We start from the raw sequence: 25,290 nt of genomic DNA, 5'->3' as shown, positions 1-25,290 counted from the left end.
GGCGGGCGCGATGCCCGCCTTTTTTTTCTTCCGCCACGTTCAGGAGCATAGGGTGATCGATTTACGCAGTGATACCGTAACCCGGCCCAGCGCCGCCATGTTAAGCGCGATGATGTCTGCCGAAACCGGTGATGACGTCTACCGTGACGACCCCACCGTAAATGCGCTGGAGGCGGAAGCCGCACGGCTGAGCGGCAAAGCAGCGGCGCTGTTTTTCCCGACCGGCACCCAGGCAAATCTGGTGGCGCTACTCAGCCATTGCGAACGCGGCGATGAATATATCGTCGGTCAGCAGGCGCACAACTACAAATATGAGGCGGGCGGCGCGGCGGTGCTGGGCAGTATTCAGCCACAGCCGATTCTGGCCGCCGACGATGGCACCCTGCCGCTCGACGTAGTAGCGGCCGCCATCAAGCCGGACGATATTCACTTTGCCCGCACCCGTCTGCTGAGTCTGGAGAACACGCATCACGGTAAAGTCCTGCCGCTGGCGTATCTGGAACAGGCGTGGACTTTTACCCGCGAGCACCAGCTGGCGCTGCACATTGATGGCGCACGCATTTTCAATGCGGTAGTCGCGCAGCAGACCACGCTGGCGGCGATTGCCCGCTACTGCGACACCCTGACCATCTGTCTCTCTAAAGGCCTGGGCACGCCTGTCGGTTCTCTGCTGTGTGGCGACACGGCGCTGATTGAGCGCGCACGTCGCTGGCGTAAAATGACCGGCGGCGGCATGCGCCAGGCCGGTATTCTGGCGGCGGCGGGTCTCTATGCGTTAGAACACAACGTGGCGCGGCTGCAGGAGGATCATGACAATGCCGCCTGGCTGGGACAGCAGTTGCATGAGCTGGGCGTTCAGGTCATCGATCAGCAGACCAACATGCTGTTTGTGGCGGTGCCGGAAGCCCAGGTCAAACCATTAGGTGAGTGGATGAAGGCGCGCGGGGTGTTAATCAGCGCAGGAACCCGCACCCGTCTGGTCACCCATCTGGATGCTGATCGTGCGGCACTGGCGCAGGTCGTCGCCCACTGGAAGGCGTTTTTACACCAATAATCCGCTATTGCGCCGCGCCATATTTATCCAGTAGCGCGGCGGCTATCGCGGCGGTTTCTGCATCGGGCTGCCCGCGATAATCCGCAGGCCGGAAATGCATCTGAAACGCGGCGATCACCCTCTGCTGTTCACGCGCGCTCATCTCTGCCGTTACGGGATAGCCATAGCGCTGTAAACGTTCCAGTAGTGGCTCCACGGGCACCACCGCGTGCGGATCCTGACCCGCTAAATGAAACTGCACTCGTCCGGCATCAGGCCAGGCACCCATTCCGCGCTGGGCCAGCTGATGCCACGGAAAGAGTGGGCCGGGATCCTGCTTACGCTGCGGCGCGATATCACTGTGACCGACAATATTTTCCGGTGTGATGCCGTAGCGCTGTGCAATATCGCGCAGCAGCGCCTCCAGCGTGGTGATCTGCGCAGCGGTAAACGGCTGCCATTCAAGACCGGTCAGGGTCCGGCGATAACCCTGGTTTACCAGTTCGATACCAATCGATGTGTCATTGATGCGGCTGGCTCCGCGCCAGAAGCTTGGACCGGCATGCCAGGCGAGTTGCTGCTCCGGCACCAGCTGCCAGATAACACCTTTCCCGGCGCGCTGTGGCGGCTGGCGGGGGATCAGATAGTGGGCGCTGACTTCCCGATCGGTCAGGGTCGCCAGCGACGAAGAAAAATCTTCGGCGGTGTAGTGGATCACAATCACCTTCACCCGCGGTCGCGCGCCCTGCGCCGGATGCCGCAGATCGGCCCAGTAGCCGTCACGGGATTCTATCCCGGACTGGCAGCCCGCCAGCAGCAGCGCCAGTATCAGCCACAGCCCCCGTTTCAACGAATGATCACCGCCGTGCCGCTGACGCTCACCATCAGCATGCTGCCATCTTTGCCGACCGTTTCGTAGTCAATATCGATACCGACCACTGCGTTGGCGCCCAGCGCTTTTGCCTGCTCCTCCAGCTCTTCAAACGCGATCTCTCGCGCTTTACGCAGCTCTTTCTCGTAAGCACCGGAGCGGCCACCGACCACATCACGGATGCCAGCGAAAAAGTCACGGAAGATGTTGGCACCCAGAATCGCTTCACCGGTGACGACGCCACAATATTCGCTGATGCTGTGACCTTCCAGCGTGGGGGTTGTTGAAAATTTCATCGCATTCTCCTTGTTGAAAACCGGGCTAAGGCTCTTTCGACTAAAAAGCACGGCTATACTCTATGCTAAAAAGGGCACCTTGCCAGAGAACCATAAGGAAATCGAGATGAGAAACAACGCGTTTGCGCTAATGATCCCGGCGGCCCTGCTGCTCAGCGCCTGTACCACCGTTGAGCCAGTGATTAAGGATAATGGCCCACGTACCGCACCGTGCATTGAAGGCGGTCCTGACCAGGTGGCCCAGCAGTTTTACGACCTGCGTATCGAACAGCCTACGCAGGGTCTGCCCGACAGCAACACCCTGGCAAAATATCGCCCTTACCTGAGTGATGCGCTGTACCACTCATTGCAGGCGGCCAGCGGCAGCAATGCAGGCGCACAGTGGCGCAATGGCGATCTCTTCTCCAGCCTGTCACAGGGTCCGACCGCCGCCAGCGTCGCTGATGCTTCCACCATTCCGAACCGCGATGCACGCAACATCCCGCTGCGGGTCGATCTGAGCCGCGACGGCAAGCAGTGGCAGGATGAAGTGCTGATGATCCATCAGGGCAGTTGCTGGGTGGTGGATGATGTGCGCTACATGGCCAACCCTGCGCATGCAGAGGGTGGCAGCCTGAGCCAGATGCTTGAGAAATCGAAAAAATAACCTCAGGCTTAACCGTTCAGAGAAGCGCAGTCGCCCCCGGGCGCTGCGCTTTTTTTATTTCCGCCGCCCGTCCCGCTGCAGTGGGCTGACCCCAGGCAGTGCATGATATTGTGCTAAGCTTTTGCGGTTAGCCTGCTGTTTTACAAATTTTAACCCACCTTATTTGCATAACTATTCTGGTGACGTTAAAATCCGCGACACTAATAGCTATTCAAATCTGGCGCATGAGTATTCAACTAAACGCAATAAACTGCTTCTACGGTGCTCATCAGGCGCTGTTCGACATTAACCTTGAGTGTCCGCAAGGCGAGACCCTGGTACTGCTGGGTCCCAGCGGTGCGGGTAAGAGTTCGCTGCTGCGGGTGCTTAACCTGCTGGAGCAACCCCGTTCAGGTCAGTTGCAGATTGCCGGTAATCAGTTCGACTTCAGCCAGAAACCCTCCGATGCTGCGATTCGCGAACTGCGTCAGAACGTCGGTATGGTGTTTCAGCAGTACAATCTCTGGCCGCATCTTACCGTGCTGCAGAATCTGATTGAAGCGCCCTGCCGGGTACTGGGTCTCAGCAAAAGTGACGCCCGCGCCCGCGCCGACAAGCTGCTTGACCGGCTGCGCCTGACGCCCTACAGCGATCGCTTTCCGCTGCATCTCTCCGGTGGTCAGCAGCAGCGTGTGGCGATTGCCCGCGCGCTGATGATGGAGCCGCAGGTGCTGCTGTTCGATGAGCCGACTGCCGCGCTGGACCCTGAAATTACCGCACAGATTGTCAGTATCATTCGCGAACTGGCCCAGACCCGCATTACCCAGGTGATTGTGACCCATGAAGTGGAGGTGGCACGTAAAACGGCCAGCCGCGTCGTCTATATGGAGAACGGTCACATTGTGGAACAGGGCGATGCCAGCCGCTTTACACAGCCGCAAACCGAGGCGTTTGCTCACTATCTTTCGCACTAAGTCAGGATGCTAAAAATGAAAAAAATGGTACTTGCTGCACTGCTTGCTGGTTTTAGCCTGAGCGCTACGGCGGCACAGACGATTCGTTTTGCGACCGAAGCCTCTTATCCTCCTTTTGAGTTTGTGGATGCGGACAACAAGATTCAGGGCTTTGATGTCGATCTGGCCAATGCGCTGTGTAAAGAGATTGATGCGACCTGCACCTTCACCAATCAGGCGTTCGACAGCCTGATCCCAAGCCTGAAATTCCGTCGTTTTGATGCGGTGATGGCGGGCATGGATATCACACCAGATCGTGAAAAACAGGTCCTGTTCACCAAGCCTTACTACGACAACTCCGCGCTGTTTGTTGCCCAGAAAGGCAAAGTCGCCAGCGTGGAAGCGCTGAAAGGCAAGCGGGTTGGCGTCCAGAACGGCACCACCCATCAGAAATACCTGACTGAGAAACATAGCGAGATCACCACCGTTCCTTACGACAGCTATCAGAATGCGGTGCTGGATCTGAAAAATGGCCGTATTGATGCTGTGTTCGGTGACACCGCAGTCGTCAACGAATGGCTGAAGCAGAATGCCGCGCTGGCTGCCGTTGGTGAGAAAGTCACGGACAAAGCCTACTTTGGTACCGGCCTGGGCATTGCGGTACGTACCGGTAACACCGATCTGCAGACCAAATTCAATGGCGCGCTGGATAAGATCAAAGCAGACGGCACGTACAAAACCATCTACAGCAAATGGTTCCAGCAGTAATCTCTGATGAATGAAATGATGACCCTCGCAAGCGCCGCCGGCATGACCGTCGGCCTTGCTGTTTGTGCTCTCATCGCTGGCCTGGTGCTGGCGATGATTTTCGCTGGCTGGGAGTCACTGCGCCTGAAACCGCTGGCGTGGATTGGCACCGGCCTGGTGACGCTGATCCGCGGCCTGCCGGAAATTCTGGTGGTGCTGTTTATCTATTTTGGCGCCTCCCAGCTGCTGCTCACCCTCTCTGACGGCTTCACCCTGAATTTCGGCCTGTTTCAGTTACCGATTCAGGTTGAAATTGAAAACTTCGACGTCAGTCCGTTCCTGTGCGGTGTGATAGCGCTGGCGATGCTCTATGCCGCCTACGCCTCGCAGACGCTGCGCGGCGCGCTGAAAGCGGTGCCGATGGGTCAGTGGGAGTCGGGTCAGGCGCTGGGCATGAAAAAATCGGCCATCTTTCTCCGGCTGATTATGCCGCAGATGTGGCGTCACGCCCTGCCCGGTCTGGGCAATCAGTGGCTGGTGCTGCTGAAAGATACCGCGCTGGTCTCGCTGATTAGCGTCAACGATCTGATGCTGCAAACCAAAAGTATTGCCACCCGCACGCAGGAGCCGTTTACCTGGTTCCTGGTGGCGGCCGCTATCTACTTAGTGATCACGCTGTTCAGCCAGGCGGTGTTACGCCGCATCGAACTGCGCACCACCCGCTTTGAACGGGGGAACAGCTAATGCTGGCCTATCTGCCTGAACTCCTGAAAGGGTTGCATACCAGCCTGACGCTGACGGCAGCATCGCTGGTCGTGGCCCTGCTGCTGGCGCTGCTCTTCACCGTGGTGCTGTCGCTGAAAACGCCGGTGTTCAACCCGCTGGTCAAAGGCTTTATTACACTGTTTACCGGCACACCGCTGCTGGTGCAGATCTTCCTGATCTATTACGGTCCGGGACAGTTTCCCTCGATCCAGCAGATCCCCTGGCTGTGGCATTTACTGTCGCAGCCCTGGCTGTGCGCGATGCTGGCGCTGTCGCTGAACAGCGCGGCTTACACCACGCAGCTGTTTTACGGTGCGGTGCGTGCGATTCCTTCCGGACAGTGGCAATCGTGTGCCGCGCTCGGCATGAGCCGCAAAGATACGCTGCGCATTCTGCTGCCATATGCATTTAAACGCGCCCTCTCCTCCTACTCCAATGAAGTGGTGCTGGTGTTCAAAGGCACCTCGCTGGCCTACACCATCACCCTGATGGAAGTCATGGGCCACGGCCAGTTGCTCTATGGCCGCACCTACGACATCACAGTCTATGCCGCGGCGGGTCTGGTTTATCTCTGCGTTAACGGTTTGCTGACGCTGATGATGCGGCTGATCGAAAAGCGCGCCCTGGCCTTCGAACGACGTAACTGATATCCGGGCGAGGCCCCTCGCCCTTTTCGCCTGAAAAATCACACTAATTGCATAAAAATGCATTTTATGGCAGGGTATCGCCTTCTCTGGCTGACCACATCACAGGAATCATAAAATGAAAAAATGGATTGTTGCCGCTGCGCTGGCTTCGCTGGCACTTACCGCCCAGGCAGCGGAAAAGATTCGCTTCGCCGCCTCAGCGACCTACCCGCCGTTTGAATCCCTGGATCGGGAAAATAACCTGGTGGGATTCGATATCGATCTGGCCAAAGCGCTGTGCCAGCAGATGAAAGCGGAGTGTACCTTTACCAACAATGCCTTCGACAGCCTGATCCCGTCACTGAAGTTCCGCCGCTATGACGCGGTGATTTCCGGCATGGATATCACCACTGAGCGCAGCAAGCAGGTCGATTTTACCCAGCCTTATTACGCTAACTCCGCCATCGTGATCGCCCGTAAAGGCCAGTTCAGCAGCTTTGCTGAGCTTAAGGGCAAGCGCATTGGCGTGGAAAACGGCACCACTCACCAGAAGTACCTGCAGGATAAGTATCCGGAAGTGAAAGTGGTGGCCTATGACAGCTATCAGAATGCGATTCTGGATATGAAGAGTGGCCGGCTGGATGGCGTGTTTGGCGACAGCGCGGTGGTGAATCAGTGGCTGAAGACCAATGCGGATCTCGCCACTGTCGGTGAACATGTTACGGATGCGGACTACTTTGGCACCGGTCTCGGCATTGCCGTACGCAAAGGCAATACGGCGCTTCGCGATCAGTTCAATCAGGCGCTGAACGAACTGAAAGCCAACGGCAGCTGGCAGCAGCTTAATCAGAAGTGGTTCCCGGAGTGATTACCGGCTGAGGCTACCTCTGACGATGCTTTCCCGGACGCGTGCTGACGGCGGGTTAACAGCGTCAGCACTTCAAAATGGGCGGTGTGGGGAAACATATCGAACAGTTGCACCTTCGTCACCTCATAGGCACTCAGTCGGGCAATATCCTGCGCCATGGTCTGCGGATTACAGCTTGAATAGAGCAGATAATCCGGGGCCATCTGGCTGAGATAGTCGCACAGCGCCTCACCAATTCCACGACGCGGCGGATTAACCAGCACCAGCTGCGGCACCGCATCGCGTCCGGTCGCAAACGCCGTAGAATCCAGCGCCGCAAACTGCACTTTTTCCAGCCCCAGCATCTCAGCGGAACGCTGGGCGCATTTTATCGCCTCGGCGCTGATCTCAATGCCCGTCAGTTCCATCTCCGCTGTCGCGCAGTGCAGACCAAAACCGCCTACGCCGCAGAAGAGATCCCACATGCTGTTGACCGGCAGCGCCCTGACCCAGTCGCGCGCGGTGGCATAGAGTGCGCTGGCAACCTGCGGGTTGGTCTGGAAGAAGCTTTGCGGGCGGATCCACAGCGGCACGCCGTTGAAGTTCTCTGCCAGCGACTGCGCGGGCGTCAGCGCAATCTCCTCTTCCCCCTCCAGAATCGCCATATGCACCGGCTGAATATTGGCAGAGATCACCACCAGCTGCGGCAGTTGCTGTTGCAGCCACGGCAATGCGGCGCGCAGCTGTTCCAGTTTCGCGGTTGAACGCAGGACAAAGCGCAGCATCACGCCGCCCTGCTGGCTTTCGGTTATCAGCAGGAATTTGAGTTCGCCGCGTTTGCGCGCCACGTTATAGGGCGTCAGTCCGGCACGGGCGATAAAGGGCTTAAGTGCAGCAAAAACCGGCTGGAAGCTGGCGGGATAGAGCGGACAATCGCACAGATCCACAGCTTCACCATCACGATGGATTAATCCCAGCACCGGACGCTCTACGCTGCCACTCACCACCATTTTGGCTTTATTACGAAATGCCTGCTGCGGTGAGGTGACCGGCGGCAACCAGGCAGCGACCTGCTGCTCAGCCAGTAACTGTTCCAGCAGCGACTGTTTGTCGTTCAGCTGAGTGGGATAGGGTTTTTCCAGCCACTGACAGGAGCGGCAGCGGTTAGCGTCATAAAGCGCGCAGTGCATGGTAAAGCCTTAACGATGGGGTCGGGCGGAGCGCGATTGTATCATCGCTTCCTGAAAAAAGCGCGGCTGCTGGCAGGCAGAAACAGCAGCAGGAGCACCAGCAGATCGGGGATTTTCTGCGACAGGGTATGGTGGATAATCTGAACGTTATTGTCGCCATCAATGCTGAAAATCTCAGGGTAGATCCAGCCCAGCGAGGCGACCAGCATATAGCTGAGCACAATCACCTGCGTCGCCACATAGCCCCAGCGTCCACGGTTACTGCCGCGCATCAGGGTAAAGGCGCAGCGCAGTTCGAACAGGAAGATCAGCTGGCTGGCGATAAAGATGAGTGTCGCGTCCCAGGACTGGGCGCTGCGGTGAACAAAGTTGGCGAGTTCGCTGTAACCCAGCTCGTTTGCCAGCATCAGGACGCTCAGGCAGCGGGTCGCGATAATAGCAATGCCCGCAACGGTCACCGGAACCGGCGCGATTGAAAGCGTAGCACTGCTTTTGAAGATTTCTGACATAGTCCGTGACTCCACCTGATCGAAAAACGGGCCGGTCAGACCGGCCCGTTCATATAGTGGCAAAGGTTACGGATTTCAGCCACGTTTAGCTTTCTGAATATCGCTTAAACGTTGTTTTTCTTCGTGTGCCATCACCCGCCAGGCGATAAAACCCACTAAACCGACCACAAACAGGATCAATGAAGCCAGCGCATTGATTTCCGGGTTAACGCCGCGTCGCACGGTGGCGAAGATCGCCATCGGCAATGTAGTGGCACCCGGCCCGGTCACAAAGCTGGCGATCACCAGATCGTCGAGTGACAGGGTAAACGCCAGCAGCCAGCCGGTCACAATAGCCGGTGCAATCATGGGCACGGTAATCACGAAAAAGACCTTCAGCGGCGTTGCGCCTAAATCCATCGCCGCCTCTTCGATGGAGCGGTCCAGCTCACGCAGACGCGAGTTAATCACCACGGCCACATAGGCGGTACAGAAGGTGACGTGGGCCAGCCAGATGGTCAGCATGCCGCGTTCGCTCGGCCAGCCAAAGGCGTTGCCCATTGCCACAAACAGCAGCAGCAGCGACAGTCCGGTGATGACGTCGGGCATCACCAGCGGCGCGGTCAGCATAAAGGCAAAACCATTGTGGCCACGGAAGCGACCAAAGCGCACGATAATCACCGCCGCCAGCGTGCCCAGCACCACCGCCATGGTGGCGGAGAGACCGGCAATGCTCAGACTCAGCAGCACGGCGTCAATCATCGCGCTGTCCTGGAAGAGCACCCTGTACCAGTGGAACGAGAAGCTCTCCCACACCGTCACCAGCGGTGAGCTGTTGAAGGAGTAAACCACCAGCAGCAGCATCGGCGCATAGAGGAACAGGAAGCAGCAGACCAGAATACCGGTACGCCAGGGTGAGCGGATGGTTGGCAAATTATTCATGCCTTCTCTCCCATTTCACGGTTTTGATGCTTATGGAACCAGATGATCGGCAGAATCAGGATCAGCAGAATGATGACCGCCAGCGCGGAGGCCACCGGCCAGTCGCGGTTGTTAAAGAACTCCTGCCACAGGATACGGCCAATCATGATGCTGTCCGGGCCACCCAGCAGTTCAGGGATCACGTACTCCCCCACCGCCGGGATAAACACCAGCATCGATCCGGCGATAATGCCCCCTTTAGTCAGCGGGACAATAACGCTGAAAAAGGTCTTCAGCGGACGCGCACCCAAGTCCAGTGAGGCTTCCACCAGCGAGTAATCAATGCGGGTCAGGGCTGTGTAGATTGGCAGCACCATAAACGGCAGATAGCAGTAGACGATACCGATATAGACCGCTGTATTGGTGTAGAGGATCACCAGCGGATGATCGATCACCCCCAGCCACAGCAGGAACCGGTTCAGAATACCGTTGTTGTTAAGCAGCCCCATCCAGGCGTAGACGCGCACCAGAAATGAGGTCCATGACGGCAGGATCACCAGCAGCAGCAGAATGGTGCGCATGGATGGCTTGCTGTGCGCCACGGCCCAGGCAAGCGGGTAGCCAATCAGCAGACAGATCACCGTGGAGATCGCCGCCACTTTCAGCGACTGCAGATAGGCATCGACGTAGAGCGGATCGTCGGTCAGCGTCAGGTAGTTGCCGAAATTGAGCACAATGCTGAACTGGTCATCAGCCCAGCTCACCAGCTCGGTGTAGGGGGGAATCGCACGCGCAATGTCCGCGAAGCTGATCTTCAGCACCGTCAGAAACGGCAGCAGAAACAACAGCACCAGCCAGACATAAGGCAAGGCGATCACCAGCTTGCGGCCATGCTGCATTTTTATCCGCGTGGCCCAGCGTTGCAGCGGCGTGCCGACCAGTCGGGCAGGCGCTTTAGCGCGTTGGAAAATCTGGCTCATAGCCGCTCCTTAAACCGTCAACACCACGCAGCTGTCGCATTCCCAGCAGAGGCGGACTTCATCACCCCAGGTCGGCAACCCTTTGCGGTAGCGATGCGCGTTTTGCAACTGTGCGCTGATCATCTGTCCGCTGTGCAGACGGACATGGAAGATAGAGAGGTCGCCGAGATAGGCGATGTGGACCACTTCACCCACCGCAAAGTTACAGCCATCGGCAGGCACCTCATCGCACAGCATCACTTTTTCCGGGCGCAGCGCGACATGGACCGGAACGTTATCCACCACCGAGACATCGGAGTCGACTTTCAGCGGATGCATCAGGCCGGGACTGTCGATCACCAGGCCATCCGCCTGACGTTCACGCAGTAAGCCTTCGAAGACGTTAACCGAACCGATAAATTCCGCGCTGTAGCGGCTGGTAGGATGCTCGTAGATCTCCTCCGGCTCGCCAATCTGCACGAACTTGCCGCGATTCATAATCGCGATACGGCCCGCCATGGTCATCGCCTCTTCCTGATCGTGCGTCACCATCACACAGGTGGCGCCAACACGCTCCAGAATATCGACCACTTCCAGCTGCATCCTGTCGCGCAGCTTCTTGTCCAGTGCCCCCATCGGCTCATCCAGCAGCAGCAGTTTTGGCCGTTTCGCCAGGCTGCGGGCCAGCGCCACACGCTGACGCTGACCACCGGAGAGCTGGTGCGGTTTGCGTTTAGCAAACTCCTGCATATGCACCAGCGCCAGCATCTCTGCTACCCGGCTGGTGATCTCCCCTTTCGGCAGCCGATCCTGTTTCAGACCAAAGGCGATATTCTGCTCCACCGTCATGTGGGGAAACAGCGCGTAGGACTGGAACATCATGTTGATCGGGCGCTGATAGGGAGCAACGTGGGACAGATCCTGGCCATCCAGCACAATCTGCCCGCTGGTTGGCGGCTCAAAACCGGCCAGCATGCGCAGCAGCGTTGATTTACCACAGCCCGATGCGCCCAGCAGGGCAAAGATCTCACCTTTATAAATAGTCAGGCTGACATCATCCACGGCGTGTTGCCCGTCAAAGGATTTGGTCAGATTGCGAATTTCCAGCAGTGGCGTTAACGCCTTTGCGGTTTTATTTTGAGGACGGGGAATGGCATCGTTCACAAAGGTTCTCTCCGGAGCCAGGCGGAACATGGCGACAAAATTTGCCGCTAAAAATGGCACAACAGAGGCCGACACCGCGCCTCTGTTGCTGATTCATGACAGGTCAATCCGTTAAGGACGAATTACTTACCACTTTTTACTTTAGTCCATGCGCGCGTACGCACACGATCCAGTTTAGGATCCTGGACTTTCAGCACAAACAATTTCGACATCGCTTCTGGCGTCGGGAAGATACCCGGGTTGTTGCGGACGTCGGCATTGATCAACGGCAGCGACGCTTTGTTGCCGTTGGCGTAGTTCATTTTGTTGGAGACATCGGCGATCACTTTCGGATCCATGATGTAGTTCAGCCAGGCGTAAGCACCATCGAGGTTTTTCGCATCTTTCGGGATCGCCATCATATCGAAGAAGGCCAGTGCGCCCTCTTTCGGTACGCTGTAGCCCAGATGCACGCCATTTTTCGCCGCATCAGCACGGTTTTTCGCCTGCAGAATATCGCCCGACCAGCCAATGGCGACGCAGATATTACCGTTGGCCAGATCGTTGATGTACTGCGACGAATGGAAGTAGCGGATATTCGGACGCAGTTTCAGCAGCAGGTCAGTGGCCGCGCCGGAATACTCTTTGGCATCAGAGGTATTAGGATCTTTGCCCAGGTAGTTGAGCACCGTGGCGAAAATCTCTTCTGGCGCATCCAGGAAGGAGACGCCGCAGCTTTTCAGCTTCTCCAGATTTTCCGGCTTCAGCACCAGATCCCAGCTGTTGACCGGCGCATCGGCGCCCAGTGCGGCTTTGACCTTGTCGACGTTGTAGCCGATACCGGTGGTGCCCCACAGATAAGGAATGGCATATTTATTACCCGGATCGTGCTGCGCCACTTTTTCCATCAGCGCCGGATCGAGGTTTTTGTAGTTAGGCAGTTTGCTCTTATCCAGCGGCTGGAATACCCCGGACTGCAACTGACGCGCCAGGAAGCTGGAGGATGGCACCACCACATCATAGCCGGTGCTGCCCGCCATCAGTTTGCCTTCCAGGACTTCGTTGGAGTCAAACACATCGTAGACCACTTTGATGCCGGACTGCTTTTCAAAGTTCGGCACGGTATCTGGCGAAATATAATCGGACCAGTTGTAGACGTGCAGCGTTTTATCTTCCGCCATGCTGCTGGCCGATGCGGCCATCAGCGCAGCAGCTACCACAGCTGACAGCCATTTCTGACGTGAGTTGAACATATTTTTCCATCCTCCTGAGCGGGTCATTACAACGCTGCAAACCAGAGATCCCTGCATTGCGTTCTGTACAAGACGTCAGTGACACAATGAATCATTATTCAGCGGGAGTTTAATAGCAAAAACCTATAGCTGAGGCGCAGTTACGCGCCTGTTACAGCCCCGCAAGCATAGCCCCCCCGGTCAGGCTTCACCAGACCCCAGCGTAAAAAACGCCTGAAAGCGATATTTTATGCATGTTTGAGCTATGAGGTTCGGCTTTGATGGCATAAACCACGACTAATATCTGGCGTTAAAGGGCAAAATGCAGAATAAAAAATTATCGCGGCAGCGGATGGCGGGCATAAAAAAGCCGTCTCAGGGACGGCTTAGTGTGTGACCATGTCGGGCTTAGTGCAGCACAGAATGAACGCTGGTCACCGGAACGTGCTCTTCTTCTTCGCCCACGATCAACAGATTGTTGGCAAAGGCTTCCAGGATCACCATGGAGATCTGCTCTTCACTCTGTTTCATAAAGTGCGAGAACTGACCAAAGGTTAACCCGGCGGTGGTAATCATTGACTGACAGACAATGAGTTTCGGCAGATTATCATCCTGAATGTCGATAAATGCTTTCACCGTCAGCGAACTGGCATTGATCTGCGACAAATCGCCAACCAGTGGAATCAGCGCCGTCGGCTTCACTTCAGCCAGCGCCGAAAACAGAATGACGTTGTCGACCAGATCGATTTTGGCGTCAAACACCCCATCGAAGTTTTGCATGTGCGGCAGATGAAGTGCCTGACAGGCATCGCATTCGAACCAGGTGATATTTTGCTGATCCAGCCAGCGACGCAGCAGGTCGATATCAGGAACGACAAGAGAATCCATCGTAAAATCCCAGTGGGGTGATAAACAGGCGACTTAGCTTACGGAAAAATGCGCGACGATGCCATGAAAACCGCTGAAAAGCGCGTGTCAGCCAGCGGTTTTAGGACGGAGCCCGGGGATGGCCTGCTGCTCAATCCGTTCGATCATCAGGGCGGCGATGTTAAGGTCACTGCTGGTTTCAATGCCTTCAAGACCGGGCGAGGCGTTAACTTCCATCACCAGCGGGCCGCGATGGGCGCGCAGAATATCGACGCCCGCCACTTCCAGCCCGAGCGTAGCCGCCGCTTTCACGGCGATCTGGCGCTCCTGTTGCGTAATGACGACCGGATAAGCTTTGCCGCCGCGATGCAGATTAGAGCGGAAGTCGCCCTCTTTCGCCACCCGCTCAATCGCTGCCACCACCTGATTGCCAATCACCAGACAGCGAACATCACGACCCTGCGCTTCTTTAATAAACTCCTGCACCAGAATATGGGCATTCAGGCCGCGAAAGGCATCGATAACGCTTTCTGCCGCCTGCCGTGTCTCCGCCAGCACCACGCCAATGCCCTGGGTACCTTCCACCAGCTTGACCACCAGCGGCGCACCGCCGACAAGGGCGATCAGATCAGCGGTGTCATCGGGTGAGGAGGCAAAGCCGGTGACCGGCATGTCGATGCCTTCCCGTGCCAGCAGCTGCAGCGAGCGCAATTTGTCACGGGTGCGGGTAATGGCGGCGGACTCATTCAGCGGATAGCTGCCGCACATCTCAAACTGTCGCAGCACGGCCGTGCCATAAAAGGTAATAGGGTTGCCGATGCGCGGGATAACCGCATCAAAATGGCCCAGCGGTTCACCACAGTAGTGAACCGCCGGTGAGGCGGGATTAATATTCATATAGCAGGAGAGCGGATCGATGATCTGAACCTGGTGGCCGCGTGCGGCGGCCTCCTCACGCAGTCGCCGACTGGAGTAGAGCGTCTCATCACGTGACAGGATAGCTATCTTCATCGCTGCTCTCCCTTACTGGCTTAACGCGTGGCCCAGCCCTGCTGATGCAGATAATCGAGCATAAACGGACGCGTCTCTTTAATGATCAGGCGCTGGATCAGCTCACTCCAGGTTTCGCTGCGCTGGTTGCTGCCGCGCTGCTGATAATAGAGTTCTGTGCGGCTATCGTATTCGGCCAGTACCGCCGGATCCAGCGGCTGATAGCGGTTCTCATGCACCAGCATCGCGTGCGGCATACGCGGTTTGACGTCCGGCTTTGACTCCGGATGGCCCAGGCAAAAACCAAACAACGGCAGAACAAATTTCGGCAGGCCCAGCAGTTCGGTTACTTCCACGATACTGTTACGGATTCCGCCGATAAAGACGCCGCCCAGATCCAGCGATTCCGCTGCGACCATGGCATTCTGACCCATCAGCGCGGTATCGACGCAGCCCAGCAGCAACTGCTCGGCACGACCCAGCTGCGCATCAGGGCAAATCTGCAGGTGGCGATTAAAGTCAGCGCAGAAGATCCAGAACTCAGGCGCATCCGCGACCCAGGTCTGTCCGCCCGTCAGCGTCACCAGCTTGTCGCGCAGGGCTTTGTCGGTGATACGGATAATGGAAGAACACTGTAAAAAACTGGATGTGGACGCCGATTGCGCCGCAGTAATAATCGCTTCACGCTGTGCTTCGCTGACCGGCTGGTCAGTAAAGGCGCGGATTGAACGATGGCTGCACAGTAGATCAATGGTCGGTGTCATAAAGTCTCCAGCAATATTATCTTTTTTTGTCAGTTTGATTAAACAGCTGTGGTGCTATCGCTTTCGCGGTGCGCCACATTAACAGCCAGGCAGCAGGCAGCATCAGAACCACGCCAGCAATAAACAGCACAGTGGCCAGCGTTTTTACATCCGCCTTGTCTGGCAGCGGAAGCCAGTGGTTGATCAGCAGCAGCGCGGCCACGATTAACAGGCCGCCAGCCGCCTCCAGCACCACCACAAACCGGGGTAATCTGGCTACACTCTGCATGATATCCTCCTGCCTTAGCGGCTGACTGAGCGTCAATTATGGTCAACAACCCAAAAATTGCGCGAGATACACGGGCTGCCGGCGCGAAAAAGCCTCTGATTCAGAGGCTTCCTGACCGGGCAGCGATAGCGTGCGGGCATCAGACTAACAGGCAAATCCTGCTTTCCTTAAGCGATACGAGCGGGCATCATGGTTGCCATTCTCTGTTTCATTGTGTGATACACATCACATAATAGTCGCTGCAAGGAGTTTCAATGATTGCTGTTATTTTTGGTCGTCCGGGCTGTCCCTACTGTGTGCGTGCCCATGAACTGGCCGACAAGCTGACCGCTGAACGTGATGATTTTAGCTACCAGTATGTCGATATCAACGCAGAAGGCATTACTAAAGCCGACCTGGAAGCGAGCGCCGGTAAACCGGTCAGCACCGTGCCACAGATTTTCGTCGACGAAAAACATATCGGTGGCTACACCGAGTTTGCGGCCTGGACCAAAGAGAATCTGGGATTTGCCGCGTAAGCGCTGATATCCGGAATGAAAAAGGCGAGCCAGGATTTCCTGGCTCGCCTTTTTGCGCTCTGCCTGACACCCGTCACCCGGCACTGTTTAATTGAGTGAGGCCATCACTATCTGCATCAACCGCACCAGCAAAGCCCCGCAGCCTGCCCAGAACAGCGCGCTAAGGCTCCATGCGACCACAAAAAGTGCATTGCTGTGGATAAACAGGCTGCTGTTTAACAGCAGTGCTGCCAGTAACGTTCCCCATAGCCCCATCAGCAGAGTGCTTTTTAACGGGCTTTCCACCTGCACCAATGCCATCACGATACCGGGCAACATAAAGAGCAGTAATTCGGGCTGACCGCGAAGCGGGCCGGGACCGACCTGCCAGAAATGACAGGTAAAGACAAACACCAGACTGTACAACACCACGCCGCACAGGCGGGTAGTCCAGAGATAAGAACGCTGCGGCATACCACCCCACTGATTAAAAGTAACCCCGAAAATAACCTGCTGATAACCCTGATGCGTTCAGATGGAAATAAAAAGAAACAGTTCGCTGTGGCAACGAATGAAAACAGCCAATGGCTGTGAAAGATATTTGTGATTAGAATAGCGCCGCGGTAAAGGTTCCATTTGCAGTACTGATGCAACAGCACCTCAACGGCCTGCTAACGATAGCGAAAAACAGGCTACTCTTCAATAGGTTACATGTAAACAAGAAGTTAAACAGTGAATATTAACGTCGCAGGATTGTTAAGCGGAAATGACATTTTGTTATTGTTTGTCGTTTTAGCGCTCGGCCTCTGTCTGGGTAAGTTGCGTCTGGGCTCGGTTCAGCTCGGAAATTCGATTGGCGTATTAGTGGTTTCGCTCTTATTAGGCCAGCAGCACTTTACGATCAATACCGATGCATTGAGTCTGGGCTTTATGCTGTTTATTTTTTGTGTCGGCGTCGAAGCGGGTCCCAACTTTTTTTCCATTTTCTTTCGCGACGGCAAAAACTATTTCATGCTCGCCATCGTCATGGTGGTCAGCGCACTGTTGCTGGCGCTGGGACTGGGCAAACTCTTTAGCTGGGATATCGGTCTCACCGCCGGCATGCTGGCCGGGTCGATGACCTCAACGCCGGTGCTGGTCGGGGCGGGCGATACCCTGCGGCAAAGCATCAGCGATCCGAAGCAGCTTGGACTGATGCAGGATCAGCTGAGCCTCGGTTATGCCGTGACCTATCTGATAGGCCTGGTCAGTCTGATTTTCGGCGCACGTTATCTGCCCCGTCTGCAACATCAGGATCTGCCCACCTGCGCCCAGCAGATCACCCGGGAGCGCGGTCTGGATGCGGACAGCCAGCGCAAAGTTTTCCTGCCGGTGATCCGCGCCTATCGCGTCGGTCCGGAACTGGTGGCATGGAGCGGCGGCAAAAACCTGCGCGAACTGGGTATCTATCGTCAGACCGGTTGCTACATTGAGCGCATCCGCCGCAACGGTATTCTCGCCAGTCCCGATGGTGATGCGGTGTTACAGCTCGGCGATGATATCTCGCTGGTGGGCTATCCCGATGCTCACGCCCGGCTCGACCCCAGCTTCCGCAACGGCAAAGAGGTCTTTGACCGCGACCTGCTGGATATGCGCATCGTCACTGAAGAGATCGTGGTGAAAAACCACAATGCGGTAAACAAACGCCTCAGCAAGTTAAACCTCACCGATCACGGCTGCTTCCTGAACCGGGTGATACGCAGTCAGATTGAGATGCCGATCGATGACAGTATCATGCTGAACAAAGGTGATGTGCTGCAGGTCAGCGGCGAGGCACGACGGGTCAAAAGCGTTGCGGATCGCATTGGCTTTATCGCGATTCACAGTCAGATGACCGATCTTTTAGCCTTCTGCGCCTTCTTTATCGTGGGTCTGATGATTGGTCTGATCACCTTCCAGTTCAGCAATTTCAGTTTTGGTATTGGTAACGCCGCGGGCCTGCTGTTCGCCGGTATCATGCTCGGCTTCCTGCGCGCCAACCATCCAACCTTTGGTTATATTCCGCAGGGCGCGCTCACTATGGTGAAAGAGTTCGGTCTGATGGTGTTTATGGCGGGAGTGGGATTGAGTGCCGGTAGCGGCATTAATCACGGCCTGAGCAGCGATGGTGCGCTGATGCTGCTGTGCGGCCTGCTGGTCAGCCTGATTCCGGTGATCATCTGCTATCTGTTTGGTGCTTATGTGTTGCGGATGAACCGCGCCCTGCTGTTTGGCGCCATCATGGGCGCACGTACCTGCGCACCGGCCATGGAGATCATCAGTGATACGGCACGCAGCAATATTCCGGCGCTGGGCTATGCCGGAACCTATGCCATCGCCAACGTGTTGCTGACGCTGGCGGGAACGCTGATTGTGATTATCTGGCCGATATTGCCCCTATAAAATTTTTTTGCCTGCGTCCAGAACTTTATTGTTAAGGGATAGTCATAATAAGTGCCACTGCTTTTCTTTGAAATCCCCAAATTGTGGAGCCCGCTGGTCTTTTTCCCGGCGGGTTTTTTTATGCCTTTTTTCGTCCCTCCCCGTCATTCCCCGCCTGATTCGCAACTTCAAGTGTCATAAAACTTAAACCGTTACACAACTCAACGGCAGATTAAGAGCCTTTCTATAGACGAACAAAACGGTAAAAAGCAGGATAGACCGCTGTTTAGTTAGCAATTTGTGCTGACTGATTGGGTGAGCGAGCTGTCGCTTACCGTTTTTTTTGCCGCTGTTATCGGACCGGGCTGGCGGGATGCTGCCAGCTGCCGTTAACCGGACCGTCTGCTGAGGAATTTATCCCGAAATGGAAGAGCTGAACCATTCACTGTTTACTGCCATTAATGCCACACCGGCTTCACCCGCCTGGTTACTGCAGCTGGCGACGTTTTTTGCCAAAGATCTGATCGCCATCGTGCCGCTGTTAATCGTGGCGATGTGGCTCTGGGGACCGCGCGATCAGGTTTCTTCGCAGCGGGTGCTGGTACTGAAAACCGGTATGGCGCTGATCTATGCGCTGGCGATCTCCTGGTCTGTGGGCCAGCTGTTGCCGCATCCCCGCCCTTTCGCTATCGGTTTTGGTTATCAGTTCCTGCATCACGCCGCCGATGACTCCTATCCCAGCGATCACGGCACCACGATCTTCACCTTTGCACTGGCCTTTATCTTCTGGCATCGCCTCTGGTCAGGTGTGGTTCTGATGGTGGCCGGTTGCGCTATTGCCTGGTCGCGGGTCTACCTTGGCGTTCACTGGCCAATGGATATGCTGGGCGGGTTCCTGGTGGGTCTGCTGAGCTGTCTGGCTTCGCATCTGGCGTGGCAGTTCTATGGCGAGCGGATGCTGGCGGTAATCAATCCACTCTATCGGTCGCTGTTTGCCGTGCCGATTCGCAAAGGCTGGACGCAGGATTAAGAAAGGGACGCGTTAGCGTCCCTGAAGCTGTCGGAAAAAAACTGCACCTGACAGCGGTGAGATCGAGCCTGCGCAGGGAACTGGGTCAGATCGGAAAGACGCAAAAACCGCCATCCATGGCATGCTCGGCCCGCGCCATCCCTGGCGCGGGACGCTTTCCTCTTCTGACCCAGCTCCCTGCGCGCTGAGCTAATGCGTTGCGGTTAGATCCTGTTTTAGAAACAGCGCTCGTCTGAGAGGAACATATCAGCGTCCCTGCTTACTTATGAAAACCACTTCCCGAACCAGCCATTGAATTTCATCATCACGAAATCAATCATCCGGCTGAAGAACCCGCCTTCCGGCACATCCTGCATCACCACCAGCGGCCGCTGCTCAATCGTTTTCCCGTCCAGCTGGAAATCGATGGTGCCGACCACCTGATTCTTCTTCAGCGGGGCTTCCAGCTGCGGCGTAGTGAGTCTGAAACTCGCCTTCAGATTCTTCATCTGCCCTTTAGGGATGGTTAGCGCAGCATCTTTCGCTACGCCCAGATTGACCTGGCTGCGATCACCGAACCAGACCCGCTGCTGCGCAAACGGCGCATCCGCTTTAATCGGCGTGACCGTTTCAAAGAAACGGAAGCCCCATGTCAGCAGCTTTTCACTTTCGCGGAAACGAATCGCATCGCTGGCGGTGCCCAGCACCACCGAGATCAGACGCATATCCCCTTCGGTTGCTGAAGCGACCAGGTTATTCCCCGCGCCTGAGGTGTGGCCGGTTTTGACGCCATCAACCTTGAGATTGGTGCTCCACAACAGGCGGTTGCGGTTGATCTGGCGAATATTATTGAAGGTGAACTCTTTCTCTTTATTCAGCGCGTACTCTTCGGGCACATCGCGGATCAGCGCCTGAGCAATCAGCGCCATGTCACGCGCGGTACTGTACTGCCCTTCTGCATCCAGACCATGCACCGTCATAAAGTGGGTATTCTGCAGTCCCAGCGCCTTCACGTAGTTGTTCATCAGGCCGATAAACGAATCCTGACTGCCCGCCACATAATCCGCCAGCGCAATACAGGCGTCATTGCCGGACTGGATCACGATTCCCTTATTCAGCTCATGCACCGGAATACGATCGCCCGGCTTGAGGAACATCAGCGACGAGCCGCGCAGCTTAGGGTTGCCGGTGGCCCAGGCATCCTGTCCGACGGTAACCAGGTCATCCGGCTTGATTTTCCCCGCTTTAATCGCCTGACCCACAACATAGCTGGTCATCATTTTAGTCAGACTGGCGGGGTCGAGGCGCTGATCGGCACTGGATTCGGTTAACACCTTACCGCTGGCGTAGTCGATCAGAATCCACGCTTTAGCATCAATGCCTGGCGCGGCGGGAGCCTGCTCAGCAAAAACGCTGACGGGGGCAAGAATCAGTAATGAAGTGGCAGCAAGGTGCCGCAGGCGAGATGTGAAGCGAGTGTTTGTCATGGGCTTGGCCGGATTGTCCTTGTTAAATCGAAATTCCAGGGGCAGAAAATTCTCACTCAAACGCTAACCCTTGACGGCAGCGAAAAAAACCGTCGAATCGTAAAGTTTTTTAGAGTTTAGTAGAGTAACCCTGGCATAAGTGCCGCGCGCGTGCCGCTTTTCCCCGATTCTGTCGCTATTAAAACTGCGTGAAATTCCGATTTTTCGCAGAAGAGTTAAGCCCGTCACAAATATCAGTTAACCTGAACGCCAGTCAGCCGAGGAGACCGACCATGGACTTAGCCCTTTTTGATCTGGATGAAACACTCATTTGTGAAGACAGCACCAGCCTGTGGCTGCGCTGGCTGGTATCACAGGGATTCGCCCCTAGTGAACTGATTGATCAGGAACAGGCATTAATGAGCCAGTACTATGCCGGTACGCTGTCGATTGAAGAGTATATGAATAAAACACTCTCCCCTCTGGCGGGCATGGCCACGCTTACCGTTGAAGGCTGGGTGCGCCGCTTCATTCACCGCGACATTATGCCACGCGTTTATCCTGCGGCCCGCGAGCGGATTGAATGGCACCGGGCGCGTGGCGACAAGGTCATGATCATCTCCGCCAGCGGCGAGCATCTGGTGGTGCCGATTGCAGAAAAGCTGGGTGCCTGCGGCGCGCTGGCGATTGGCGTTGAAATCGTGGACGAGCGCTACAGCGGCAACACTTACGGCACCATGACCTATAAAGAGGGCAAAGTCACGCGACTGGGTGACTGGAAAGCGCTGCAGCAGGACGAGGCCTTTGACCGCACCTGGGCCTACAGCGATTCGATGAACGACCTGCCGCTGCTGGAACAGGCCGATCATGCCCATGTCATCAACCCTGACGAACAGTTACACAAGGAAGCGTTAAACCGCGGCTGGCAGGTTTATCACTGGGCGCGCTGACTCAGAGCCTGCTCCATCAGGCATACTGTTGCTGGCAGCCTGGACACGGGCAGCGCGGCACAATCCGTAGTACACGTAGTCCGTGAGGATTACTCGCTGCGCTCGCCCCTTCAGGGCCGCCCTGACGGGCGTTCAGGTTGCTAAAGCAGCCTGTGTGAGCACTGCCCAGGCCCAGACTGACCAATAAAATAGCCCGGGGACAGGCTCTTAGCCGCGGGACGCACCAGCGTCCTGCGCTAATCCCACTTTCAGCAGCTTGCCATTGGCCTCATCGGTCAGCACATAGAGCCAGCCATCCGGCCCCTGACGCACATCGCGAATGCGCGCCTTCTGATCGTCCAGCAGACGCTGCTCTTCCACCACTTTCTCGCCGTTGATACTCAGACGAATCAGGTTTTTCTCTTTCAGAGCGCCGATAAACAGCGAGTTTTTCCACTGCGGAAAACGGGCGCTATTGTAGAACGCCATGCCGCTGATGGCCGGAGAATCCTTCCAGTGATAAAGCGGCGGTTCGGTACCCGCAACCTGTGTGCCTTGTGACTCCGGCACTTTGTCACCGCTATAGTCGATGCCGTAGGTTGCCAGCGGCCAGCCGTAATTCTTGCCCCGCTCCATGATATTCAGTTCATCGCCGCCGCGCGGGCCATGTTCATTTTCCCATATCTTGCCGGTCCAGGGGTTAAGCGCCAGCCCCTGCGGATTACGCAAACCATAGGCCCAGATCTCTGGCCGTGCGCCGCGCTGTTTCGCAAACGGGTTATCGTCCGGCACGCTGCCATCGGCGTTGAGCCGCAGCAGTTTGCCCTGCAGCTTATCGAGATCCTGCGCAGCGCTGCTGGCAAAGTTATCGCCGAAGGCGATCCAGAGATAGCCCTGGGTATCAAACGCCAGACGGGTACCGATGTTGTTGCCGCTGGAGAGCATCGGCGTCTGCCGAATCACCTCGCGGAAATCGCTGAGTTGCCGGTTATCCTTGCTCAGCGTGCCCACGCCTACCACCGCGCCCGCTTTGCCACTGCTGTTCGCTTCGGTATAGCTAAGCCAGACGCGACGACTGGTGGCAAAATCGGGTGCCAGCACCACGTCCAGCAGGCCACTCTGCCGTTCTGCCCAGACCTTTGGCACGCCCTGGATCGGCTGCGACAGGCCGCTCTCCGGGCTCCAGCTGCGCAGTTGTCCGCTACGTTCGGTAATCAGCAGCGTTTTGTTGTCGGGCAGGAAGGCGACGGACCATGGATGTTGTAACTTATCCTGTAATACCTCGACCTTTACGTCGGCGGCAAACAGGGGGGCGGTACAGAACAGGGAGCCACTCAGCAACAAGGCAGTTGAGAAACGGGCCATAACGATCTCCTGACGGGATAGAATGCCCTTAAGCGTAGTCAGCCCCTCTGCAATGATGTTGAGGATTTACAAAAGATTAATCAGGGCGACAGCGCTCTGCTGTCGCCCGTCAGAGTCAGGGCGCGTTAAAACTTACCGTGTCACGCACCATCGTATCGATACCAGGCTTCAGCTCGTCAAAGGTGATCGGCGTATTGCTGTTACTGACCGTTTTGCCAAAGGCTTTGCGAACCACCCGGATCATCGGTTTGCCCGTCACCGCATCGGTGGCTTCTATCTCCAGAAACAGTTCGCTGTTCTGAGTACGATGCCCTGACGCCGCCATGGTGCTGGCAACGACCGCGGGAACCGGTACCACTTCATAAAACTGCACGCCCTGATTTTCTGCTGACACTGCGGTAATGGCGGCCCTTACCTTCAGGGTATGCGGCGTAGCCTGATTCACCAGCGGCAGGCGGGTGGCTATCGCGCCTTTTAGCTGGATCTCGGTGTAACTGAGCACCTGATCCAGCGTTTGCTGAGTGACGCGTGGCGTGGGGTGCGCCGCCGGGTAGTAGATCAGCGATGTATAAAGCACATCTTTATAATGGCTGCTTTGATAGTCGGGTGATATCCAGCGCAGAGTCGGTTCACCACTGGCTGACGAAGCCGGTTGCAACTGACTGTAATCGCTTAAAAAACCTGAATATTGCTGCTTATCAGCAACATGAGAAGTACAACCACTGAGCAGCACGGCAGAGACCGCCAGAAGAGCAGCAACGGAAGTTTTACGCATCATCAACTCGCTTGTATCAGGAAGGTTTAAGCAAGCATAGATAAGCCAGAGGGGAAATGCAGAATAACAGAGGCGGTTTAACGCTGTTATGCAGAATAAATAGCAGGAAAACCCGCTGCAGAGCACAGCGGGCGAAAAAGATTACTCAAAGCAGGTATCAGGATTCTCAGACAGGGTGATGAACTGTTTGCCACCCTGGGTCAGCGCCATAATGGTGCCGCTTTCGATATCGTAAACCCAGCCGTGCAGACGCAGCTTACCGTTACGCAGCGCGACGGAGACGGAAGGATGGGTTTTCATGTTGTTCAGCTGGGCGATGACGTTCTCTTTGACCATCTCGTTCAGCTTCTTCTCTGGCGAGTCATACTCACGCTGCTCAACCACCGCTTTTGCCGCATCGGCATAGCGCAGCCAGTGCTCAACCGCAGGCATGGTATCCATGCAGGCGCAGGAGGCGATGGCGTTCATGGCACCACAGTTAGAGTGACCACAGATGATGATGTCGGAGACGCCCAGCGCGACCACCGCATATTCGATAGTGGCGGAGACACCGCCTGGCTCCGGGCCGAATGAGGGAACGATGTTGCCCGCATTGCGGATAACGAACAGCTCTCCTGGCTCCTGCTGCGTCACCAGTTCAGGCACCAGACGGCTATCTGAACAGGAGATGAACAGCGCTTTCGGATTTTGATTTGATGCCAGGCTTTTGAAAAGATCCTTCCTTTCAGGAAACACATTCTGCTGGAAATTCAGAAATCCGTTGATGATCTCTTTCATTATTTAGCTCTCACATTATCCATTTCATTACCTGAGGGGCATAGCCCCCTCAGTGGGGTTTGCCCGTTTATTATTAATGAAAACAAGTGAATATCAACCCACCTTTTACCGGATGCTCTAAACAGCGGACACTGTCAGCGTTTCGCTTGTTCACCAGTCAGAGGCTCCGCAGCCAATTTCTTTTTATAGCACGGGAAGTTATTGGAAAAAGCACGGTTTGAACCGCCCGTTTTTTTGCCTGTGCTGTGGATCGGCTTTTACGCGTTTTTTCACTACTTTACGCCCCCGGCTCGCCAGCAGAAAAGGTTTCTCTTCTGCTGCTGTCTGACTTTATCTGGCAAGCGTGGCGGGCTATGGCGTTTTGGGGCGTGGCGAAACGGCTGCGCATCTGACAGCACGGGCGCTGCGCCAGAACCGTTGCAGGCAAGGAATGAGGGATAGGAGAGAGCAGGACGGGTTCATTAAAACAACCCCGGCAGCAGGAGGT

Annotated in this window: 28 protein-coding genes; 11 read left to right on the top strand and 17 right to left on the bottom strand. The window is 56.1% G+C overall.

What is annotated here, in order from left to right; genetic code table 11:
- Positions 1 to 52: 52 nt before the first annotated feature.
- Positions 53 to 1,054, top strand: a complete 1,002-nt coding sequence (ltaE, locus tag AC6I8B_RS06410) for a low-specificity L-threonine aldolase (RefSeq protein ID WP_010254443.1) — start codon at positions 53 to 55, stop codon at positions 1,052 to 1,054.
- A 4-nt stretch (positions 1,055 to 1,058) separates the two neighbouring features.
- On the opposite strand, the gene AC6I8B_RS06405 is transcribed toward ltaE, so the two are convergent.
- Positions 1,059 to 1,883: an N-acetylmuramoyl-L-alanine amidase gene (locus AC6I8B_RS06405; protein WP_157351785.1), complete on the bottom strand. Its 825-nt coding sequence runs from the start codon at positions 1,881 to 1,883 to the stop codon at positions 1,059 to 1,061.
- Positions 1,880 to 2,200, bottom strand: coding sequence for a heavy metal-binding domain-containing protein (locus tag AC6I8B_RS06400; RefSeq protein ID WP_003849304.1), 321 nt, complete (start codon positions 2,198 to 2,200; stop codon positions 1,880 to 1,882). The genes AC6I8B_RS06405 and AC6I8B_RS06400 overlap by 4 nt, the downstream gene beginning before the upstream one ends.
- A 106-nt stretch (positions 2,201 to 2,306) precedes the next feature.
- Here AC6I8B_RS06400 and AC6I8B_RS06395 point away from each other — a divergent pair, with 106 nt between their 5' ends.
- The 6 genes from AC6I8B_RS06395 (at position 2,307) to AC6I8B_RS06370 (ending at position 6,784) form a co-directional block, all read left to right on the top strand.
- Positions 2,307 to 2,846, top strand: coding sequence for a lipoprotein (locus tag AC6I8B_RS06395; protein ID WP_010254434.1), 540 nt, complete (start codon positions 2,307 to 2,309; stop codon positions 2,844 to 2,846).
- 224 nt (positions 2,847 to 3,070) lie between these two features.
- On the top strand, positions 3,071 to 3,799 hold the full coding sequence (gene artP / locus AC6I8B_RS06390) for an arginine ABC transporter ATP-binding protein ArtP (RefSeq protein WP_010254433.1): 729 nt from the start codon (positions 3,071 to 3,073) through the stop codon (positions 3,797 to 3,799).
- 15 nt (positions 3,800 to 3,814) lie between these two features.
- Positions 3,815 to 4,546, top strand: a complete 732-nt coding sequence (gene artJ / locus AC6I8B_RS06385; RefSeq protein ID WP_022625956.1) for an arginine ABC transporter substrate-binding protein — start codon at positions 3,815 to 3,817, stop codon at positions 4,544 to 4,546.
- A gap of 6 nt (positions 4,547 to 4,552) precedes the next feature.
- The gene (artQ, locus tag AC6I8B_RS06380; protein ID WP_010254430.1) at positions 4,553 to 5,269 is read left to right on the top strand and encodes an arginine ABC transporter permease ArtQ; all 717 of its coding nucleotides are present in this window, start codon (positions 4,553 to 4,555) and stop codon (positions 5,267 to 5,269) included.
- Positions 5,269 to 5,937: an arginine ABC transporter permease ArtM gene (gene artM, locus AC6I8B_RS06375; protein ID WP_031593159.1), complete on the top strand. Its 669-nt coding sequence runs from the start codon at positions 5,269 to 5,271 to the stop codon at positions 5,935 to 5,937. The genes artQ and artM overlap by 1 nt, the downstream gene beginning before the upstream one ends.
- 115 nt (positions 5,938 to 6,052) lie before the next feature.
- Complete coding sequence (locus AC6I8B_RS06370) at positions 6,053 to 6,784, top strand: arginine ABC transporter substrate-binding protein (protein ID WP_157351783.1); 732 nt, start codon at positions 6,053 to 6,055, stop codon at positions 6,782 to 6,784.
- Here the strand turns inward: AC6I8B_RS06370 and rlmC are convergent.
- From rlmC to AC6I8B_RS06320, 10 genes are all read right to left on the bottom strand, one after another.
- Positions 6,763 to 7,953 (bottom strand): 23S rRNA (uracil(747)-C(5))-methyltransferase RlmC, encoded by a 1,191-nt coding sequence (gene rlmC / locus AC6I8B_RS06365; protein ID WP_157351781.1) that lies wholly within the window; start codon positions 7,951 to 7,953, stop codon positions 6,763 to 6,765. The genes AC6I8B_RS06370 and rlmC overlap by 22 nt on opposite strands.
- A gap of 41 nt (positions 7,954 to 7,994) precedes the next feature.
- Positions 7,995 to 8,462 carry a YbjO family protein gene (locus AC6I8B_RS06360; protein WP_022625959.1) on the bottom strand — a complete coding sequence of 156 codons (468 nt, stop codon included), beginning with the start codon at positions 8,460 to 8,462 and terminating at the stop codon, positions 7,995 to 7,997.
- A 75-nt stretch (positions 8,463 to 8,537) separates the two neighbouring features.
- Positions 8,538 to 9,383: a putrescine ABC transporter permease PotI gene (gene potI, locus AC6I8B_RS06355; protein WP_010254422.1), complete on the bottom strand. Its 846-nt coding sequence runs from the start codon at positions 9,381 to 9,383 to the stop codon at positions 8,538 to 8,540.
- Entirely contained in the window at positions 9,380 to 10,342 is a 963-nt protein-coding gene (potH, locus tag AC6I8B_RS06350) for a putrescine ABC transporter permease PotH (RefSeq protein ID WP_010254421.1), read from the bottom strand. Before potH ends, potI begins: the two co-directional genes overlap by 4 nt.
- Before the next feature lie 9 nt (positions 10,343 to 10,351).
- Positions 10,352 to 11,485: a putrescine ABC transporter ATP-binding subunit PotG gene (gene potG / locus AC6I8B_RS06345; RefSeq protein WP_010254420.1), complete on the bottom strand. Its 1,134-nt coding sequence runs from the start codon at positions 11,483 to 11,485 to the stop codon at positions 10,352 to 10,354.
- A gap of 122 nt (positions 11,486 to 11,607) precedes the next feature.
- A complete protein-coding gene (gene potF / locus AC6I8B_RS06340) occupies positions 11,608 to 12,717 on the bottom strand; it encodes a spermidine/putrescine ABC transporter substrate-binding protein PotF (RefSeq protein ID WP_010254418.1) in 1,110 nt (369 codons plus the stop codon).
- Positions 12,718 to 13,104: 387 nt separating this feature from the next.
- Entirely contained in the window at positions 13,105 to 13,584 is a 480-nt protein-coding gene (locus AC6I8B_RS06335) for a YbjN domain-containing protein (protein WP_022625960.1), read from the bottom strand.
- A gap of 87 nt (positions 13,585 to 13,671) precedes the next feature.
- On the bottom strand, positions 13,672 to 14,574 hold the full coding sequence (gene rimK / locus AC6I8B_RS06330) for a 30S ribosomal protein S6--L-glutamate ligase (RefSeq protein WP_010254416.1): 903 nt from the start codon (positions 14,572 to 14,574) through the stop codon (positions 13,672 to 13,674).
- A 20-nt stretch (positions 14,575 to 14,594) separates the two neighbouring features.
- Complete coding sequence (gene nfsA, locus AC6I8B_RS06325) at positions 14,595 to 15,317, bottom strand: oxygen-insensitive NADPH nitroreductase (RefSeq protein WP_050679485.1); 723 nt, start codon at positions 15,315 to 15,317, stop codon at positions 14,595 to 14,597.
- Positions 15,318 to 15,333: 16 nt separating this feature from the next.
- Positions 15,334 to 15,585, bottom strand: a complete 252-nt coding sequence (locus AC6I8B_RS06320; protein ID WP_010254414.1) for a DUF1418 family protein — start codon at positions 15,583 to 15,585, stop codon at positions 15,334 to 15,336.
- 254 nt (positions 15,586 to 15,839) lie between these two features.
- Between AC6I8B_RS06320 and AC6I8B_RS06315 the strand changes: the two genes are divergently transcribed.
- Positions 15,840 to 16,103, top strand: coding sequence for a GrxA family glutaredoxin (locus tag AC6I8B_RS06315; RefSeq protein ID WP_010254413.1), 264 nt, complete (start codon positions 15,840 to 15,842; stop codon positions 16,101 to 16,103).
- 87 nt (positions 16,104 to 16,190) lie between these two features.
- Here the strand turns inward: AC6I8B_RS06315 and ybjM are convergent, their stop codons facing one another.
- Positions 16,191 to 16,556, bottom strand: a complete 366-nt coding sequence (gene ybjM, locus AC6I8B_RS06310; RefSeq protein ID WP_010254412.1) for an inner membrane protein YbjM — start codon at positions 16,554 to 16,556, stop codon at positions 16,191 to 16,193.
- Between the two features lie 258 nt (positions 16,557 to 16,814).
- On the opposite strand from ybjM, the gene AC6I8B_RS06305 reads away from it, so the two are divergent.
- Both AC6I8B_RS06305 and ybjG read left to right on the top strand, forming a co-directional pair.
- Positions 16,815 to 18,503: an aspartate:alanine antiporter gene (locus tag AC6I8B_RS06305; protein WP_497817616.1), complete on the top strand. Its 1,689-nt coding sequence runs from the start codon at positions 16,815 to 16,817 to the stop codon at positions 18,501 to 18,503.
- A 403-nt stretch (positions 18,504 to 18,906) separates the two neighbouring features.
- Complete coding sequence (ybjG, locus tag AC6I8B_RS06300) at positions 18,907 to 19,512, top strand: undecaprenyl-diphosphate phosphatase (protein ID WP_010254408.1); 606 nt, start codon at positions 18,907 to 18,909, stop codon at positions 19,510 to 19,512.
- A 263-nt stretch (positions 19,513 to 19,775) separates the two neighbouring features.
- On the opposite strand, the gene AC6I8B_RS06295 is transcribed toward ybjG, so the two are convergent.
- A complete protein-coding gene (locus AC6I8B_RS06295; protein WP_010254406.1) occupies positions 19,776 to 20,978 on the bottom strand; it encodes a serine hydrolase in 1,203 nt (400 codons plus the stop codon).
- 272 nt (positions 20,979 to 21,250) lie between these two features.
- Here AC6I8B_RS06295 and AC6I8B_RS06290 point away from each other — a divergent pair, with 272 nt between their 5' ends.
- Positions 21,251 to 21,907, top strand: a complete 657-nt coding sequence (locus AC6I8B_RS06290) for an HAD family hydrolase (RefSeq protein ID WP_022625965.1) — start codon at positions 21,251 to 21,253, stop codon at positions 21,905 to 21,907.
- Positions 21,908 to 22,114: 207 nt separating this feature from the next.
- Here the strand turns inward: AC6I8B_RS06290 and AC6I8B_RS06285 are convergent, their stop codons facing one another.
- From AC6I8B_RS06285 to AC6I8B_RS06275, 3 genes are all read right to left on the bottom strand, one after another.
- Complete coding sequence (locus AC6I8B_RS06285) at positions 22,115 to 23,251, bottom strand: PQQ-dependent sugar dehydrogenase (protein ID WP_157351779.1); 1,137 nt, start codon at positions 23,249 to 23,251, stop codon at positions 22,115 to 22,117.
- A gap of 115 nt (positions 23,252 to 23,366) precedes the next feature.
- Positions 23,367 to 24,026, bottom strand: a complete 660-nt coding sequence (locus tag AC6I8B_RS06280; protein ID WP_497817738.1) for a DUF3313 domain-containing protein — start codon at positions 24,024 to 24,026, stop codon at positions 23,367 to 23,369.
- A 141-nt stretch (positions 24,027 to 24,167) separates the two neighbouring features.
- Positions 24,168 to 24,803, bottom strand: coding sequence for a carbonic anhydrase (locus AC6I8B_RS06275; protein ID WP_010254395.1), 636 nt, complete (start codon positions 24,801 to 24,803; stop codon positions 24,168 to 24,170).
- Between the last annotated feature and the right edge of the window lie 487 nt (positions 24,804 to 25,290).

The sequence above is a fragment of the Pantoea sp. X-Soil-ISGK-285 genome, assembly GCF_059730815.1.
Note: the sequence above shows the minus strand (reverse complement) of the source record. Positions and strands in the feature narration are given on the sequence as shown.